General features: G+C 72.8%; 14 protein-coding genes. 10 read left to right on the plus strand and 4 right to left on the minus strand.

Annotated features, from left to right (window positions below):
• The first annotated feature begins 36 nt into the window (after positions 1-36).
• Positions 37-1,461 (plus strand): adenylosuccinate lyase, encoded by a 1,425-nt coding sequence (purB, locus tag O7600_RS19535; protein ID WP_281589371.1) that lies wholly within the window; start codon positions 37-39, stop codon positions 1,459-1,461.
• A gap of 23 nt (positions 1,462-1,484) precedes the next feature.
• On the opposite strand, the gene O7600_RS19540 is transcribed toward purB, so the two are convergent.
• A complete protein-coding gene (locus O7600_RS19540; RefSeq protein ID WP_281589373.1) occupies positions 1,485-2,069 on the minus strand; it encodes a YbjQ family protein in 585 nt (194 codons plus the stop codon).
• Between the two features lie 3 nt (positions 2,070-2,072).
• Positions 2,073-2,756: a DUF1986 domain-containing protein gene (locus O7600_RS19545; protein ID WP_281589375.1), complete on the minus strand. Its 684-nt coding sequence runs from the start codon at positions 2,754-2,756 to the stop codon at positions 2,073-2,075.
• 466 nt (positions 2,757-3,222) lie between these two features.
• Here O7600_RS19545 and purS point away from each other — a divergent pair, with 466 nt between their 5' ends.
• Genes purS through O7600_RS19565 form a run of 4 tightly spaced genes read left to right on the plus strand, consistent with a single transcriptional unit; the run spans position 3,223 to position 7,744 of the window.
• Positions 3,223-3,486, plus strand: coding sequence for a phosphoribosylformylglycinamidine synthase subunit PurS (gene purS / locus O7600_RS19550; RefSeq protein ID WP_091565725.1), 264 nt, complete (start codon positions 3,223-3,225; stop codon positions 3,484-3,486).
• Entirely contained in the window at positions 3,483-4,166 is a 684-nt protein-coding gene (purQ, locus tag O7600_RS19555; RefSeq protein ID WP_091565722.1) for a phosphoribosylformylglycinamidine synthase subunit PurQ, read from the plus strand. The genes purS and purQ overlap by 4 nt, the downstream gene beginning before the upstream one ends.
• 28 nt (positions 4,167-4,194) lie before the next feature.
• Positions 4,195-6,984 (plus strand): phosphoribosylformylglycinamidine synthase subunit PurL, encoded by a 2,790-nt coding sequence (purL, locus tag O7600_RS19560; RefSeq protein WP_281589379.1) that lies wholly within the window; start codon positions 4,195-4,197, stop codon positions 6,982-6,984.
• Positions 6,947-7,744 (plus strand): 2-phosphosulfolactate phosphatase, encoded by a 798-nt coding sequence (locus O7600_RS19565; protein WP_176558749.1) that lies wholly within the window; start codon positions 6,947-6,949, stop codon positions 7,742-7,744. The genes purL and O7600_RS19565 overlap by 38 nt, the downstream gene beginning before the upstream one ends.
• A gap of 191 nt (positions 7,745-7,935) precedes the next feature.
• Here O7600_RS19565 and O7600_RS19570 read toward each other — a convergent pair whose 3' ends face one another.
• Positions 7,936-10,203 (minus strand): carboxypeptidase regulatory-like domain-containing protein, encoded by a 2,268-nt coding sequence (locus O7600_RS19570; RefSeq protein ID WP_281589382.1) that lies wholly within the window; start codon positions 10,201-10,203, stop codon positions 7,936-7,938.
• 229 nt (positions 10,204-10,432) lie between these two features.
• Between O7600_RS19570 and O7600_RS19575 the strand changes: the two genes are divergently transcribed.
• From O7600_RS19575 to amcA, 5 genes are all read left to right on the plus strand, one after another.
• On the plus strand, positions 10,433-10,756 hold the full coding sequence (locus tag O7600_RS19575; protein ID WP_091576717.1) for a sterol carrier family protein: 324 nt from the start codon (positions 10,433-10,435) through the stop codon (positions 10,754-10,756).
• 168 nt (positions 10,757-10,924) lie between these two features.
• The gene (gene purF, locus O7600_RS19580; RefSeq protein ID WP_281589384.1) at positions 10,925-12,442 is read left to right on the plus strand and encodes an amidophosphoribosyltransferase; all 1,518 of its coding nucleotides are present in this window, start codon (positions 10,925-10,927) and stop codon (positions 12,440-12,442) included.
• Positions 12,443-12,499: 57 nt separating this feature from the next.
• Positions 12,500-13,654 (plus strand): phosphoribosylformylglycinamidine cyclo-ligase, encoded by a 1,155-nt coding sequence (purM, locus tag O7600_RS19585; RefSeq protein WP_281589386.1) that lies wholly within the window; start codon positions 12,500-12,502, stop codon positions 13,652-13,654.
• Positions 13,655-13,781: 127 nt separating this feature from the next.
• Positions 13,782-14,873, plus strand: coding sequence for a cyclophane-forming radical SAM peptide maturase AmcB (gene amcB, locus O7600_RS19590; protein ID WP_281594207.1), 1,092 nt, complete (start codon positions 13,782-13,784; stop codon positions 14,871-14,873).
• A complete protein-coding gene (gene amcA, locus O7600_RS19595; RefSeq protein ID WP_281589388.1) occupies positions 14,854-15,066 on the plus strand; it encodes a multiple cyclophane-containing RiPP AmcA in 213 nt (70 codons plus the stop codon). Before amcB ends, amcA begins: the two co-directional genes overlap by 20 nt.
• Before the next feature lie 146 nt (positions 15,067-15,212).
• Here the strand turns inward: amcA and O7600_RS19600 are convergent, their stop codons facing one another.
• On the minus strand, positions 15,213-15,428 hold the full coding sequence (locus tag O7600_RS19600) for a DUF3073 domain-containing protein (RefSeq protein WP_013283429.1): 216 nt from the start codon (positions 15,426-15,428) through the stop codon (positions 15,213-15,215).
• Between the last annotated feature and the right edge of the window lie 253 nt (positions 15,429-15,681).

Here is a 15,681-nt window from a genome sequence, read left to right on the forward strand (position 1 = left end):
GCTGGTCCCGCCCAGCCGTACGAGAGAATGGGCGCCGTGACGACGATCCCGAACGTGCTCGCCAACCGGTACGCCTCACCCGAGCTGGTCGCCCTCTGGTCGCCGGAGGAGAAGGTCCGGATGGAGCGCCGGCTCTGGCTGGCGGTGCTCAAGGCCCAGCGTGACCTCGGCGTGCCGGTGCCCGACGGGGTCGTCGAGGCGTACGAGCGGGTGGTCGACGACGTCGACCTGGCCTCGATCGCGGCGCGCGAGCGGGTCACCCGGCACGACGTGAAAGCCCGGATCGAGGAGTTCAGCGCGCTCGCCGGGCACGAGCACGTGCACAAGGGGATGACCTCCCGCGACCTGACCGAGAACGTCGAGCAGCTCCAGGTCCGCGCCTCGCTGGAGCTGATCCGGGACCGGGTGGTCGCCACGCTGGCCCGGCTGGGCTGGCACGCGGGTGAATACTCGGCGCTGGTGATGACCGGCCGGTCGCACAACGTCGCCGCGCAGGCCACCACGCTCGGCAAGCGCTTCGCGTCGGCCGCGGAGGAGTTGCTGATCGCGTACGAGCGGTTGGAGGACCTGATCGGCCGCTACCCGCTGCGGGGGATCAAGGGTCCGGTGGGCACCGCCGCCGACCAGCTCGACCTCTTCGACGGCGACGCCAGCAAGGTCGCCGAGCTGGAGCAGCGGGTGGCCGGGCACCTCGGGTTCGCCCGGGTGCTGGACAGCGTCGGCCAGGTCTACCCGCGCTCGCTGGACTTCGACGTGCTCTCCGCGCTGGCCCAGGTGGCCGCCGCGCCGTCGTCGCTGGCCACCACGATCCGGCTGATGGTGGGCCAGGAGCTGGTCACCGAGGGCTTCAAGCCGGGACAGGTCGGGTCCAGCGCGATGCCGCACAAGATGAACACCCGCTCGTCGGAGCGGGTCAACGGCTTCGCGGTGATCATCCGGGGTTACCTGTCGATGGTCGGTGAGCTGGCCGGTGACCAGTGGAACGAGGGGGACGTCTCCTGCTCGGTGGTGCGCCGGGTGGCGCTGCCGGATGCGTTCTTCGCCGCCGACGGCCTGTTCCAGACGTTCCTCACCGTGCTGGACGAGTTCGGCCCGTACCCGGCGGTGATCAACCGGGAGCTGGAGCGGTTCCTGCCGTTCCTCGCCACCACGAAGATCCTGGTGGCGGCCGTACGCCGGGGGGTCGGCCGGGAGGTGGCGCACGAGGTGATCAAGGAGCACGCCGTCGCCGTGGCGCTGGCCATGCGGGAGAAGGGCGCGGCCGAGAACGACCTGTTCGACCGCCTCGCCGCCGACGGCCGCCTGGGCCTGACCCGGTCCGAGATCGACTCCCTGGTCGCCGACCGCAACGCCTTCGTCGGCGCCGCCCCCGACCAGGTCACCAGGGTGACCGCAAGAATCACCAAGATCGTCGAAACCCACCCCCGGGCCGCCACCTACTCCCCACCCCCCATCCTCTGACGGCGACGGGGTAAACGGGTGGGTCAGGTGCCGGTGGGGGTTTCGGCGGCGGAACTCAGGTTGGGGGCGCTCGCGGGTTCGGCGATGCCGCCGGGAGCGGAGGCGATCTCCGGGTCGTGGGCGGTCTCGGCCGCGATCATCGGCTGGTCCGGCGGCATGACGTCGGGCATCTTGGGCGCGACGATCACCGCCGTGCCGTAGGCGCAGATCTCCATCCACATCTCGCCGCAGTCGCGGCTGTCGAAGCGCATCCCGATCACCGCGTTCGCGCCGAGCCGCTGCGCCTCCTCGCCCAGCCGGGCCACCGAGTCGGTGCGCCAGCGGGTGAGGTTGTCCGGCGCCATCGGGTCGTAGGCGCCGCCGCGCAGGTTCTTGACCCCCTCGCGGTACGGGTTGCGGGTCCTCGCCATGGAGGAGACCACTTCGCCGAGGATCTGGCGGATCTCGTAGCCGGGCAGTTGATCCGTCGTCACGACCAGCACGGTTCCGATGCTGTCAGGCACCGGCCGGGTGGTTCGCGACAGGTGTTCACCTGACCGGATGCTGCAAAACGGCGCGGCGCGGACGGTCGGGCGGCACCCGACCCATCCGCGCCGCAACGGCGTCATCGGTCAGACACCGGCCACCGAGGTGATCCAGGACCGGTTGTACGCGACACTGCCGTAGTTCTGGATGCTGGAGCCGTCGGCGGTGGAGGCCACCCCGACCTGCCGCCCGTTGTAGAACTGCGGGCCGCCCGAGTCGCCCCGCCAGGCGTTGCCGTTGATCCTGGTGCTCCGGATCGCCTGCCCGCCGTACGCGTCGGTGACGCTGGTGCTGGTCACCCTGACGCTCGCGGTCTTGAGCTGGGGCGACGCGCCGCAGCCGCTGTAGCAGGTCATGCCCCAGCCGTAGATCGAGTTGGTCGAGCCGACCGGCGGGTTGCTGCTGGCCAGCGTCACGGTGGAGGTGCTGACCGAACTGGAGAGCCGCAGCAGGGCCAGGTCGTAACGGGTGTAGGAGGCGCTCACCGTGCGGGTGACGCCGCCGGAGGCGTAGTAGACGCTGCCGACCCGGACCGACATGGCGCCGCTGACGCAGTGCCGGGCGGTGAGCACCCACTGGGACGCGATCACGCTGCCGGAGCAGGTGAACGAGCCGTTGCTGAAGACGGCCGCGGCCCAGGGGGCGGACGAGACGGTGCCGCCGCCGATGATCGGCTGCGGCCCGGCCGGTGCGGCGGCGGCGCCGGACGCGGTGGCCAGGACGCCGGCCAGCGCGGTGGTCAGCACGGCGAGCAGGGGACGGAGGCGCATGTGGGGGCTCCTTCGGCGCGGACGCCCGGGGTTGCCGGGCCGGTGGGGCCCGCCGGGCGGGTGGCCCGGCGAGGTACGTCGATCAATGACATCGACGTCTGACGATGCATGCTACGGGCGCGCCGGGCTCTGTCACAAGACGTGAATCGAGATGTGCCGATGGTTGGGCCGGTCTCGACGGCGTGTTGGACCGGCTGTCGGAAACCGGTCCCGCCACCCCGTCATTGAGGGCAAAATGCCTGGTGAGCGGCGTTCTGGACGGCTGTTGACCATGAGGTTGGGCAACAAATCCGTATCGACGCCGCAACGAACGCGCAACGGTCTCCGGGCCGGGCGGTCGGTCCCGCCGATCACCGCCCGAACTGTCCCCGGCCGGTGCGGGCGGGGCGATATCTGCCAGGTAGGCTGGCTGCGCTCGCCCGTTTGTGGGCCGGCACCCAACTGCGTACACAGTCAGGAGTGCCCAGTGCCTCGCGTCGTCGTCGACGTCATGCTCAAGCCCGAGATCCTCGATCCGCAGGGCCAGGCCGTCGCAAACGCGCTGCCCCGGCTCGGCGTCAGTGACGTCGCCTCCGTCCGGATCGGCAGGCGGATCGAGATCGAGTTCACCGGCGAACCGGACCTTGACCGGGCCCGCGAGATCGCCGACAAGTTGCTCGCCAACCCGGTCATCGAGGACTTCACGGTCCGCGTGGTGGACGCCGACGAGACCGCGGGCGCGCACTCGTGACCGCCCGGGTCGGTGTGGTGACGTTCCCCGGCTCGCTCGACGACGGGGACGCGGCCCGGGCCGTCCGGATCGCCGGCGCCGAGCCGGTCCGACTCTGGCACGGCGACCCGGACCTGCACGGGGTGGACGCCGTCGTCCTGCCCGGCGGTTTCTCCTACGGCGACTACCTGCGCTGCGGCGCCATCGCCCGGTTCGCCCCGGTGATGGAGACGGTCGTCGAGGCCGCCCGTGGTGGCCTGCCGGTGCTCGGCATCTGCAACGGCTTCCAGATCCTCTGCGAGGCCCACCTGCTGCCCGGCGCGCTCACCCGCAACCAGCACCTGCACTTCCGCAACCGGGACCAGGTCCTCCGGATCGAGGCCACCGGCACCGCCTGGACCAACGCGTTCCAGCCGGGGCAGGAGGTGCTGATCCCGGTCAAGAACGGCGAGGGCTGCTACGTCGCCGACCCGGCGACGCTGGACCGGCTGGAGGCCGAGGGCCGCGTCGTGGCCCGGTACGTCGGCGGCAACCCCAACGGATCGCAGCGCGACATCGCCGCGATCACCAACGAGGCCGGCAACGTGGTCGGCATCATGCCGCACCCCGAGCACGCGGTGGAGGCGCTCACCGGCCCCTCGCTGGACGGTCTCGGCTTCTTCACCTCGGTGCTCAAGCACCTGGTGGGAGCGCCCGCGTGAGCGCGGGCGAGCGCAACGAGGAGACGTCATGACCACCCATCCGGACCCGACCCTGCGCGAGCAGCAGGGCGTCGTGCCCCAGGCCGGCCCGACCGACGACTGGGCGCCCGGCGTGGACACCGTCCCCCGCGCCACCGGCACGCCGGAGGAGCTCCAGCCGTACGCCGAGCTGGGCCTCCGCGACGACGAGTACGACCGGATCCGGCACATCCTCGGCCGACGCCCCACCCAGGCCGAGCTGGCCATGTACTCGATCATGTGGAGCGAGCACTGCTCCTACAAGTCGAGCAAGGTGCACCTGCGCCAGTTCGGTGAGAAGGCGCCGCCGAGCGACCGGTTGCTGGCCGGCATCGGGGAGAACGCCGGCGTGGTCCGGGTCTCCGACGAGCTGGCCGTGACCTTCAAGGTCGAGTCGCACAACCACCCGAGCTTCGTCGAGCCCTACCAGGGCGCGGCGACCGGCGTCGGCGGCATCGTCCGGGACATCCTCGCCATGGGCGCCCGCCCGGTGGCCGTGATGGACCCGCTGCGCTTCGGCGCGGCCGACCACCCGGACACCGCCCGGGTGCTGCCCGGCGTGGTCGCCGGTGTCGGCGGCTACGGCAACTGCCTCGGCCTGCCCAACATCGGCGGCGAGGTGGTCTTCGACCCCTGCTACCAGGGCAACCCGCTGGTCAACGCGCTCTGCCTGGGCGTGCTGCCGGTCGACCGGCTGCAGAAGAAGGACGCCACCGGCCCCGGCAACGTCGTGGTGCTGATGGGCGCCAAGACCGGCCGCGACGGCATCGGCGGCGTGTCCGTGCTGGCCAGCGCCACCTTCGACGAGGGCAGCGAGCAGCGCCGCCCGTCCGTGCAGGTGGGCGACCCGTTCATGGAGAAGCTGCTCATCGAGGCGTGCCTGGAGCTGTACGACGCCGAGCTGGTCGTCGGCATCCAGGACCTCGGCGGCGCCGGCCTGACCTGCGCCCTCACCGAGACCGCCGCCTCCGCCGGCACCGGCATGCGGGTCTGGCTGGAGCGGGTCCCGCTGCGGGAGCCCTCGATGGAGCCGCACGAGATCCTGGCCAGCGAGTCCCAGGAGCGGATGCTGCTGGTCGTCACGCCGGAGAAGCTGGAGGCGGTGCTCAAGACCGCCGAGAAGTGGGGCGTCTGGGCCACCGCCATCGGCGAGGTCACCGCGCCGTCGCCGGACGGCCAGCCGGGCCGCCTGGTCGTCACCTGGCGGGACCAGCTCGTGGTCGACGTGCCGCCGGGCTCGCTGGTCGACGACGGTCCGGTCTACGCCCGGCCGATGCGGGAGCCGGCCGACCTGATCCTGCTCCAGGCGGACCGGGCCGAGACGCTGCCCCGACCGAGCACCCCGGACGCGCTGCGGGAGACCGTGCTGCGCATGATCGCGTCGCCCAACCTGGCCGACAAGACCTGGGTGACCGAGCAGTACGACCGCTACGTGCTGGGCAACACCGTGCTCGCCCAGCCGGAGGACTCCGGCGTGATCCGGATCGACGAGCGCAGCGGCCTCGGCGTCGCCCTCTCGGTCGACGGCAACGGCCGGTACGCCCGCCTCGACCCGTACCAGGGGACGAAGCTGGCGCTCGCCGAGGCGTACCGGAACGTGGCGGTGACCGGCGCGAAGCCGATCGCGGTGACCAACTGCCTGAACTTCGGCTCGCCGGAGGACCCGGGCGTGATGTGGCAGTTCGCCGAGGCCGTGCGCGGCCTGGCGGACGGTTGCCTGGAGCTGGGCATCCCGGTCACCGGCGGCAACGTCAGCTTCTACAACCAGACCGGCGCGGCGGCCATCCACCCGACCCCGGTGGTCGGCGTGCTGGGCGTGCTGGACGACGTCGCCGAGCGGGTGCCGATGGGCTTCGTGCCGCGGCCCGCCGGGGACCACGACCAGCTCTTCCTGCTCGGCGAGACGCACGTCGAGCTGTCCGGCTCGGAGTGGGCCTGGGTGACCCACGAGCACCTCGGCGGCATCCCGCCGCAGGTCGACCTGGCCCGCGAGCGGCAGCTCGCCGAGTTGCTGGCCGAGGCGGCGCGGGTCGGGCATCTCAGCTCGGCGCACGACCTCTCCGACGGCGGCCTGGCGCAGAGCCTGGTCGAGTCGAGCCTGCGCCGGGGCGTCGGAGCCCGGATCGCGCTCCCGGAGCACTTCGCCGACGGCTCGATGCCGTTCGTGTTCCTGTTCAGCGAGTCCGCCGGCCGGGTGCTGGTGTCGGTGCCGCGCGGTCACGAGAAGGCGTTCACCGCCCTCTGCGCCGAGCGCGGGGTGCCGTGGGAGTTCATCGGCGTGACCGACCCGACCGGCGGCGTCCTGGAGGTGCACGGCCAGTTCCGGATCGGCCTGGACGAGCTGCGCGAGGCGCACGCCGCCACGCTGCCGCGCCTCTTCGGCGACGCGGAGGCGCCCCGGGTGGAGGTGGCCGCGACCCGTACCGGCACCACCACCGTGCTGCCGGCGACCGCCGAGCAGCCGGTCGGGGTGGACCCGGCGCAGGTCGCCGCCGAGCCGATCGCCGAGCACGGCCCGGAGACGGCCGCCCCGTCGCCGGGCGCGGAAGCCCCGACGGGAGCCGACACCGCGCCGGGCGGGTCGACTCCGGCCGAGGGCGGGACCGGGACCGCCGCGGCGGACGACCCGTCCCGGCAGGTGACGGCGGCTACCGGGTCCCCGACCGACGGCGGGTCGACCGTCGAGGGCGACCGCACGTCGACGGACGACCCGGAGGGCGTCGCCCCGGCGGCCACGCCGGACGACACCGACACGGCCTCCGATGAGCCGGGCCAGCGATCCGCGCCGGACCAGCGCTGAGGCCCTGGCCCTGGCGGTCTTCGCCCAACCCGGCGCCGGTGCCCGGTTCGACTGGGGACTGACCGGGGCCGCGGAACTCGGCCGGGTCTGCGCCGCCCTGGTGGTGGTGGACGTGCTCTCGTTCACCACCACCGTGGAGGTGGCGGTGAGCCGCGGCATGCGGGTGCACCCGTTCCCCTGGGGCGAGCAGGCCGCCGAGTACGCCCGCCGGGTCGGCGCGGTCGCCGCGGTGGGCCGTCGAAGGACGACAGCGGAACATCCGTGGTCGCTCTCCCCGGCAGCGCTGCAAACCGCGCCGGTCGTCGCCGACCTGGTGTTGCCGTCGCCCAACGGCTCGGCGATCAGCGCCGCGGCGAGCGCCACCGGCATTCCGGTGGTCGCGGCATGCCTGCGCAACGCGCGCGCCGTCGGGCGGTGGCTCCGCGATCAGGGGTACGGCACGAACGACGCCCCGATCGGCGTGGTGGCCGCCGGGGAACGCTGGCCCGACGGGTCACTGCGCCCCTGTGTGGAGGACCAGCTCGGGGCCGCCTGCGTGCTGGACGCCCTGGCCGGGGTGCCCGGGGGACTCTCGGTGGAGGCGGCGATGGCGCTGGCCGCGCTGGCCAGCACCCCGGACGTGCCGGCGGCGGTCCGGGGTTGCGTCTCCGGCCGGGAGCTGGCCGAGGGTGGCTTCGCCGGGGACGTCGCGGTGGCCACCGAGGTCGGCGTCTCCGACGTCGTACCGGTGCTCCGCCAGAACTTCTTCGCCCCCGCCTGACCCCCGCGCCCGCTCGCCCCGCCCCGCGCTCCCGTCGATCTTGGGGTTGTGGTGCCCAGGACGGCGGATCTGGCCCGGTTTGGTAGGTGCCACAACTCCAAGATCGGCGACTGGTCGGGCCCCGGCAGCGGGATTGACGACAGTGGCCGCCCGCGGAGCGGGCGGCCACTGTCGGTCGTGCGGGGTGCGGGTCAGTCGTCCAGCCAGTCGAGGCGTCGACCGCCCCGCTCCGACGCGCCGTCCGGGCGGGCGCGACCGGCCTGGGCCGGGTCGTTGTGGTAGCCGCCCTGGTTGTCGTAGCCGCCACCGCGCTGCTGCGGCGGCTCCTGGCCGTAGCCGCCCTGCTGGCCGTAGCCGTCGCCGTAACCGCCGCGCTGGTCGTAACCGCCCTGCTGGTCGTAGCCGCCCTGCTGGTGGCCGCCGTCGTAGCCGGAGCCGTAACCGCCGCCGGCCGGGCCGCTCTCGTAGCCGCCCTGCTGCCGACCGTCGTAGCCGCCGCCCGGATTGTCGCCGTAGCCACCGGCGGGGTTGTCGCCGTAGCCACCGGCCGGCGCGTCACCGTAGCCGCCCGGGGCGCGGCCACCCTCGTAGCCGCCGACGGAGGCGTTGTCGTAACCGCCGGTCGGGGCGTCGCCGTAGCCGCCGGCCGGGTTGTCGCCGTAGCCGCCCACCGAGGCGGTGCCGTGACCGCCGGTCGGGGCGGCGCCGTGACCGCTCACCGGGGCGGCCCCGTAGCCGCCCGCCGGTCGGCCGGCGTAACCCGGGTCGTCGCCGTAACCGCCCGCCGGAGCATCGCCGTAGCCGCCCGGAGCGCCGGTGTAGCCGCCGGTGGGAACGTCGCCGTATCCGCCCTGCTGACGGCCGTTGTCGTAGCCGCCGGCCGGACCGTTGTCGTAGCCGCCCGACGCGGCGCCGTAACCGCCACCGTAGCCGTCGCCCTGCTCCGGGCCGCGGCCGTACTGACCCGGGCCGGCCTGGTCGTAGCCCCGGCCCTGCTCCGGCTGGTAGGTGCTGGTCGGGTACGGGTCGGCCGGCGGCGCGTACTGGGTGCTGTCACCGGTGTAGCGGCCGGTGGGCTCGTCGAAACGCTCGTTGCCGTAGCCGCCGCCCTGGGCCGGGGGGTAAGCCCCGGCGCCGGCGGCGTAGCCGGCACCGGAGGACGGGCCGTTGCCGTAGCCGCCGCCCGAGGAGGGCGCGTTGCCGTAGCCGTTCGCCCCGCCGTAGCCGCCCTGCCCGGGCGCCTCGTCGCCGTAGCCGTAGCCGCGCTGCCCCGCACCGACGCCGTACGCGGGTCCGGGCGGCGCGCCGTACGGGTCCGGCGGGACGTCGTCCACGACCGGCCGCTGCAGCATGGTCGGCGCGTCGCTGATCGCCGCGCCGCCGACCGCCGTCGGAGCGGGCCCGGCGCCCATGCCGTTGACCACGCGGGTCTGGTCGTCGGCGCCCCGGTAGGCGCCCCGGGCCGCGGGAACCGCGCCGGCCATGGCGGCCCCACCCGGACCGCCGGGACCGGTCGGCCCACCCGGGCCGTCGCCGTCGCCGTCGCCGTCGTCGTTCTTGCGCCGCATGTAGAGCAGCACGATGGTGCCCACGCCGACGGCCACGAACAGGCCGCCGAGCAGGATCAGCAGCCAGGAGCTGAAGCCGCCGGAGTCCTCGTTCGCGGTCGGCTGCTGGGCGGCGGGCGCCTCGGTGGCCGGCGTGTCGGTGACCTCGTCCTCGGTCGGCTCCTCGGACGGAAGGGCCGACTCACTGGCCGACGGGGTGGCGCTCGGGCTCGCCGAGGCCTTGACCGCGATGCTGAGCCGGAGTCCGGTCACGGACTGGCCGGCGGCCGCGTTGATCGACTTGGCGCTCGGGCTGGCGCCGTCGGTGGAGGCGCCGAGGTCGATCCGGCCGGGCAGGATCGGGTTCGAGGCGGAGCCGCTGAAGCTGAAGTTGCCGCTGCCGTTCGTGGTCGTCTGGCGCGGGTTGCCGGAACTGTCGCGCAGCATGACGAGCGCGCCGGAGATCGGCTCCCCGTCGGAGTTGACCACCTTGCCGGAGACCGTCTTCACGGTCTGCGGCTGCTGCGGCGAGGGCGGAGCGGCCTTGCCCTTGACCGTGAGGTTGAAGTTCGCGGTGGCCGGCCGGCCCACCCCTTGCACCCGGACCGTGACGGAGGCGTTGGCATCGCCCGCGTTGTCGTTCGCACGGAGGGTTAGGAGTTGGACCTTCGGGGTACCCGGAGGGTTGAACTCCACGCCGCCGCAACCGCTGGTGCAGCTGACCCCGGCGGGCAGACCACTCAGGCTGATGTCGCCGTTGGTGTCAGTGCCCTCGGGATTCACCGTCACGGTGATCGTGGCGTCACTGCCGGCGTTGATCGTGGTCGATCCGGGCGACACGCTGACGCTGGCCGCGAGGGCGGGTGTGGCGGGGACGGTGAGCAAGGCGCCGAAGACCAGCGCTACGACCACACCGGCCCGATGCTTCCAGGCACGTCGGTGTGTTGACACGTCCACCGCCTTCCGGGTCTGATCTCCCCGCTGGCCGCTCCGGCCGGGTTGATCACTCACGGTACGAAATACGCCGTCGGCAACTATGCCTTGTCTGACCGGATCATCTCTACCCAGGGCCGGCGTCATGCGGCCTTCTGCCGGGTCGTATCGTCCCGTCGTGTCCTCTCCGCACGCTTATTCCGACGTGGTGTCAGCCGCCCTGACGGCGCTGGACGAGGGGCGTACGCCCGAACGGCCGGTGCTCCGGGAGGCGGTCCGGACGCTCTTGGCCGCCCTTGCGGAGCGTGCCCCCGGCCGATCGGTGGAGGTGCGTGTCCCACCCTACGGCGCGGTGCAGTGCGTGACCGGTCCGCGACACACCCGCGGCACCCCGCCGAACGTGGTGGAGATGGACCCGGCGACCTGGCTGGCGGTGGCCACCGGACGCCTCGGCTGGGCGGAAGCGGTCACCGAGGGTCGCGTACGGGTCTCCGGGATCCGGGCCGACCTCTCCGCGTACCTCCCGATTTAGCCGGGCCGTCGTGGCAGCTCGGCGTCACGCTCGGCGGACGGTTCGTGACTGTCGGTGTCGACTCCTGTTCGCGTACACTGGTGCCCGACGACGGTCCCGGCCCACGGTGCGGAGCTGCCCCCCGACTCCGCCAGGCCAGTCCAGACCCCCACCATGAGGGAGCGGCAGGTGCCCCGAGGCGATGGCCGGCTGAGCCACGACCTTGACCCCCAGCGACCCGGCCCCCAGGACGCGTGCGGCGTCTTCGGTGTCTGGGCGCCCGGGGAAGAGGTCGCCAACCTCACCTACTTCGGGCTCTACGCCCTCCAGCACCGGGGTCAGGAGGCCGCGGGCATCGCGGTCAGCGACGGCTCCGGCGTGGTGGTCTACAAGGACCTCGGGCTGGTCGCCCAGGTGTTCGACGAGCCGACCCTGGCGAGCCTGCGCGGGCACGTCGCCATCGGGCACGCGCGCTACTCGACCACCGGCGGCTCGACCTGGGAGAACGCCCAGCCGACGATCCGGGCCACCACCGCCGGCACGACGATCGCGCTGGCCCACAACGGCAACCTGGTCAACACCGCCGAGCTGCGACGCGAGGTGTCCGCCCGGGGCGTCGACTCCGACGGCTCGACCAACGACACCTCGCTGGTCACCATGCTGCTGGCCAGCCGGCCCGACCTCTCGGTCGAGGCGGCCGCGATGGAGGTGCTGCCGCAGCTGCGGGGGGCGTTCAGCTTCGTCTTCATGGACGAGTCGACGCTCTACGCGGCGCGCGACGCGCACGGCGTGCGCCCGCTGGTCCTCGGCCGGCTGGAGCGCGGCTGGGTGGTGGCGAGCGAGACCGCCGCGCTGGACATCGTCGGCGCGAGCGTGGTGCGCGAGGTGGAGCCGGGTGAGCTGATCGCGATCGACGAGAACGGGCTGCGCTCCAGCCGGTTCGCCGCGCCGGAGCCGAAGGGCTGCCTCTTCGAGTACGTGTACATCGCCCGGCCGGACGCCACCATCGCCGGCCGCAACGTGCACGCCGCCCGGGTGCAGATCGGCCGGCAGCTCGCCAAGGAGCACCCGATCGAGGCCGACCTGGTGATCCCGGTGCCGGAGTCCGGCACCCCGGCGGCCATCGGCTACGCCGAGGAGTCCGGCATCACCTACGGCCAGGGCCTGATGAAGAACCCGTACGTGGGGCGCACCTTCATCCAGCCCTCGCAGACGCTGCGCGCGCTCGGTGTCCGGCTCAAGCTGAACCCGCTGCGGCAGAACGTGCGCGGCAAGCGGTTGGTCGTGGTGGACGACTCGATCGTCCGGGGCACCACGCAGCGGGCCATCGTCCGGCTGCTGCGCGAGGCGGGGGCGCTGGAGGTCCACGTCCGGATCTCGTCGCCGCCGGTGAGCTGGCCCTGTTTCTACGGCATCGACTTCGCCACCCGGGCCGAACTGCTGGCCAACGGGCTGGACAACGAGGGCATCCGGCGCTCGATCGGCGCCGACACGCTGGGCTACGTGTCCCTGCCCGGTCTCATCGCCGCGACCGAGCAGCCGAAGACGCGGCTCTGCCGGGCGTGCTTCGATGGGGAGTACCCGATCGAACTGCCGGCCGGGAACCTGATCGGCAAGCACGTGCTCGAGGGAGTGGGCCGCCGGGTCGCCGCCGAGGCGGCCGAGCCCACCGTCCCGCTCGTCGCCACACCGACCCACCACCCGTAGCACCACCGACGCGGGTCCGGCCGCTCCGGTCCCGCGGGAACCACAAAGGGGAGAACCGTGACGCACGTGTCCGAGCGCAGCGGCGCAGGATCCAGCCCGTCGGGCGCCGGCGGCGACCGCCAGCCCTGGACGGCGGGGTCCGGCCGGACGCAGCGCAAACGCTCGGTCTCGTACGCCGACGCCGGGGTGTCGATCGAGGCGGGCGACCGCGCGGTCGAGCTGCTCAAGTCCAAGGTCAGGGAGACCCGGCGCCCGGAGGTCATGGGTGACCTCGGTGGCTTCGCCGGCCTGTTCCGGCTGGACACCAAGAAATACAAGAACCCGATCCTCGCCTCCTCGACCGACGGCGTGGGCACCAAGCTGGTGATCGCCCAGCAGCTCGACATCCACGACACGGTCGGCATCGACCTGGTCGCCATGGTCGTCGACGACCTGGTCGCCTGCGGCGCGGAGCCGCTGTTCCTGCTCGACTACATCGCCACCGGCGAGGTCGTGCCGGACAAGGTCGCCGAGATCGGCGCGGGCATCGCGGACGGCTGCCGGTACGCCGGCTGCGCGCTGCTGGGCGGCGAGACCGCCGAGCACCCCGGCGTGCTGCGCCCGGACGAGTACGACATCTCGGCCACCGGTGTGGGCGTGGTGGAGGAGAGCGACATCCTCAGCCCGGAGCGGGTCGAGGTGGGCGACGTGGTGATCGCGATGCGCTCCTCCGGTCTGCACTCCAACGGCTACTCCCTGGTCCGGCACGTGCTGCTGGGCGCCGGCCGGATGCGGCTGGACGTGGTGATCGACGACTTCGGCCGCCAGCGCACGCTGGGCGAGGAGCTGCTCACCCCGACCAAGATCTATGCGCAGGACTGCCTGAAGCTGATCGCCGAGGCGGAGGTGCGGGCCCTGGCCCACGTCACCGGCGGCGGCATCCCGGGCAACCTGGTCCGGGTCCTGCCGGAGCACGTCGACGCGGTGGTCAACCGCTCCACCTGGAAGCCGCAGCCGATCTTCGACCTGATCCAGTCCAAGGGCCGGATCGAGGACCCGGAGATGGAGGCGACGTTCAACATGGGCGTCGGTATGTTCGCGATCGTCTCCGCCGAGGACGCCGACCGCGCGCTGGCCACGCTGACCGGCCGTGGCGTCGAGGCCTGGCAGGCCGGCGAGATCATCGAGGGCTCCGGCAACGTGCAGATGGTCGGGCAGCACACCCGGGGATGATCACGCTCCGCTGATCAGCCGGGCACCTGATCGGGGGTTCACCCGAGCGGCCACCGCCGCCTAGCCTGAAGGTTCGGTTTCCAGGCACGCGGGGGAGGGGTCGATGGCTGCGCGCACGCCCGAGGGAATGCGGGGCATCGCCGCCGTCCCCTCGTACGTGGTCATGCAGCCGACCACGCTCTGCAACCTCGACTGCGCCTACTGCTACCTGCCGCTGCGCGCGGCGGACCGGCGGATGCCGGTGGCGGTGGCCGAGGCGGTGGCGGCGTCGGTGAACCCCTGGTCGGCCGGGGGGCGCTTCTCCGTGGTCTGGCACGGCGGGGAGCCGCTCGCGGCCGGTCGGGAGCACCTGGCCGCGCTGCTGGCCCCGTTCGGGCCGGACGTCGAGCACCACGTGCAGACCAACGCGACCCTCGTCGACGACGCCTGGTGCGCGTTCTTCGCCGAGCACCGGGTGCGGGTGAGCGTGAGCGTGGACGGCCCGCGGGCGCGCAACGCCGAGCGGGTCACCCGGGGCGGGCGGCCGGCGTACGACCGGATCGTGGCCGGGGTGGCGGCGCTGCGTCGGCACGGGCTGCCCTTCTCGGCGCTGGCGGTGGTTTCCCGGCCGGAGCCGGGGCTGGCGACCGAGCTGTACGACTACTTCCTCGACCTGGGCTGCGAGGTGCTGGGCGTCAACATCGAGGAGACCGAGGGCGTCAACACCCGGACGAACGCCCGCGACGCGGCCGACGTCACCGGCTTCTGGGCCGAGCTGGTCGCGGCCTGGCGTCGGGATCCCCGGATCCACCTGCGCGAGGTGGAGTGGTCACTGCGGTACGCGGGGGCGGTCCTGGCCGGCACGGCGGGCGACCTGTTGCCCCGTCACCTCGACCCGATCCCGACCGTCGGCCACGACGGCTCGGTGGTGGTGCTCTCCCCCGAGCTGGCCGGCTTCAGCGACCCCCGCTACGGCGACTTCGGCAGCGGGAACGTGCTGACCACCCCGCTGAGCGAGATCCTCGCCGGCGCCGGGCGGACGCCCTGGGTCGGTGAGTTCCTCACCGGGGTGGAGGCGTGCCGGTCGTCCTGCGCCTACTTCGGGTTCTGCGGTGGTGGTCACGCCGCCAACCGCTACTTCGAGCTGGGGCGGTTCGACGGCACGGAGACCGAGCACTGCCGCAACAGCAAGATCCGCCTATTGGAGGGAGTGTTGGAGCATGCCCGAGATCACCAGTGACAACGACCGGGACGTGGTCGCCGACCGGGTGCGGGACGCGGCCGCGGGGCTGACCGCGCTGCTCCACGAGGCCGAGGCGGCGCGGCTGCTGCGGGCGGAGGTGTCGGGGGGCGACGGTGCCAGCGCGGTGTGCGCGTGGAACCACTTCGAGAACATCCCGACGTTCTACAACTGGAACAACCGACCGCGCTGAGGGAACGGTTCCGCGATCAAGGACCTGCCGGTGCGGCCGGGGGTCGCCCCGGTGCGGCAGGTCCCTGATCGTCGGTCGTACGCCGGCTCGGCAGAGCACATGCGTGAGCACGCGGGGGTTGCCGCGTGCTCAGATGTGATGGGAGGTCAGCGGGTCGGGCGGGCCCAGGTGTCCGGGTCGTCGTCCGCGTGGTCCTCGTCATCGTCGTCGACATACTCTTTGTAGTCGTCGTCGAAGTTGTGCTCAGACTTACCACTACCCGCCAGTTCGCGCTGCAAGGCGGTTAGGTCGGTGTTCGGGGAGTGGTACTTCAACTCCCGGGCCACCTTCGTCTGCTTGGCCTTAGCACGGCCGCGCCCCATGGCTCGACCCCCTCGCACAGAATGCGGGGCAGCCCGAAGGCGGGCCCCGATGACGTCAGGCATCTCTCGTGGCTCTTACGGTACATGGGGATGCCACCGTTCGGCACCTCGGGTCACCGTCGACCGGCCCTGCGCGTCGCAGTGTTCCAGCCGTCACAAAGTGTACCGGGTAAGGGGCGTCGGCCGGTGCCGGCCGTGACAGTGCGCAAACCGGACGAAATATCCCGAGGGTCAGCTTAACGCCGTACCCGGT

Source organism: Micromonospora sp. WMMA1998, assembly GCF_027497375.1.
GTDB classification, from domain to species: domain Bacteria; phylum Actinomycetota; class Actinomycetes; order Mycobacteriales; family Micromonosporaceae; genus Micromonospora; species Micromonospora sediminicola.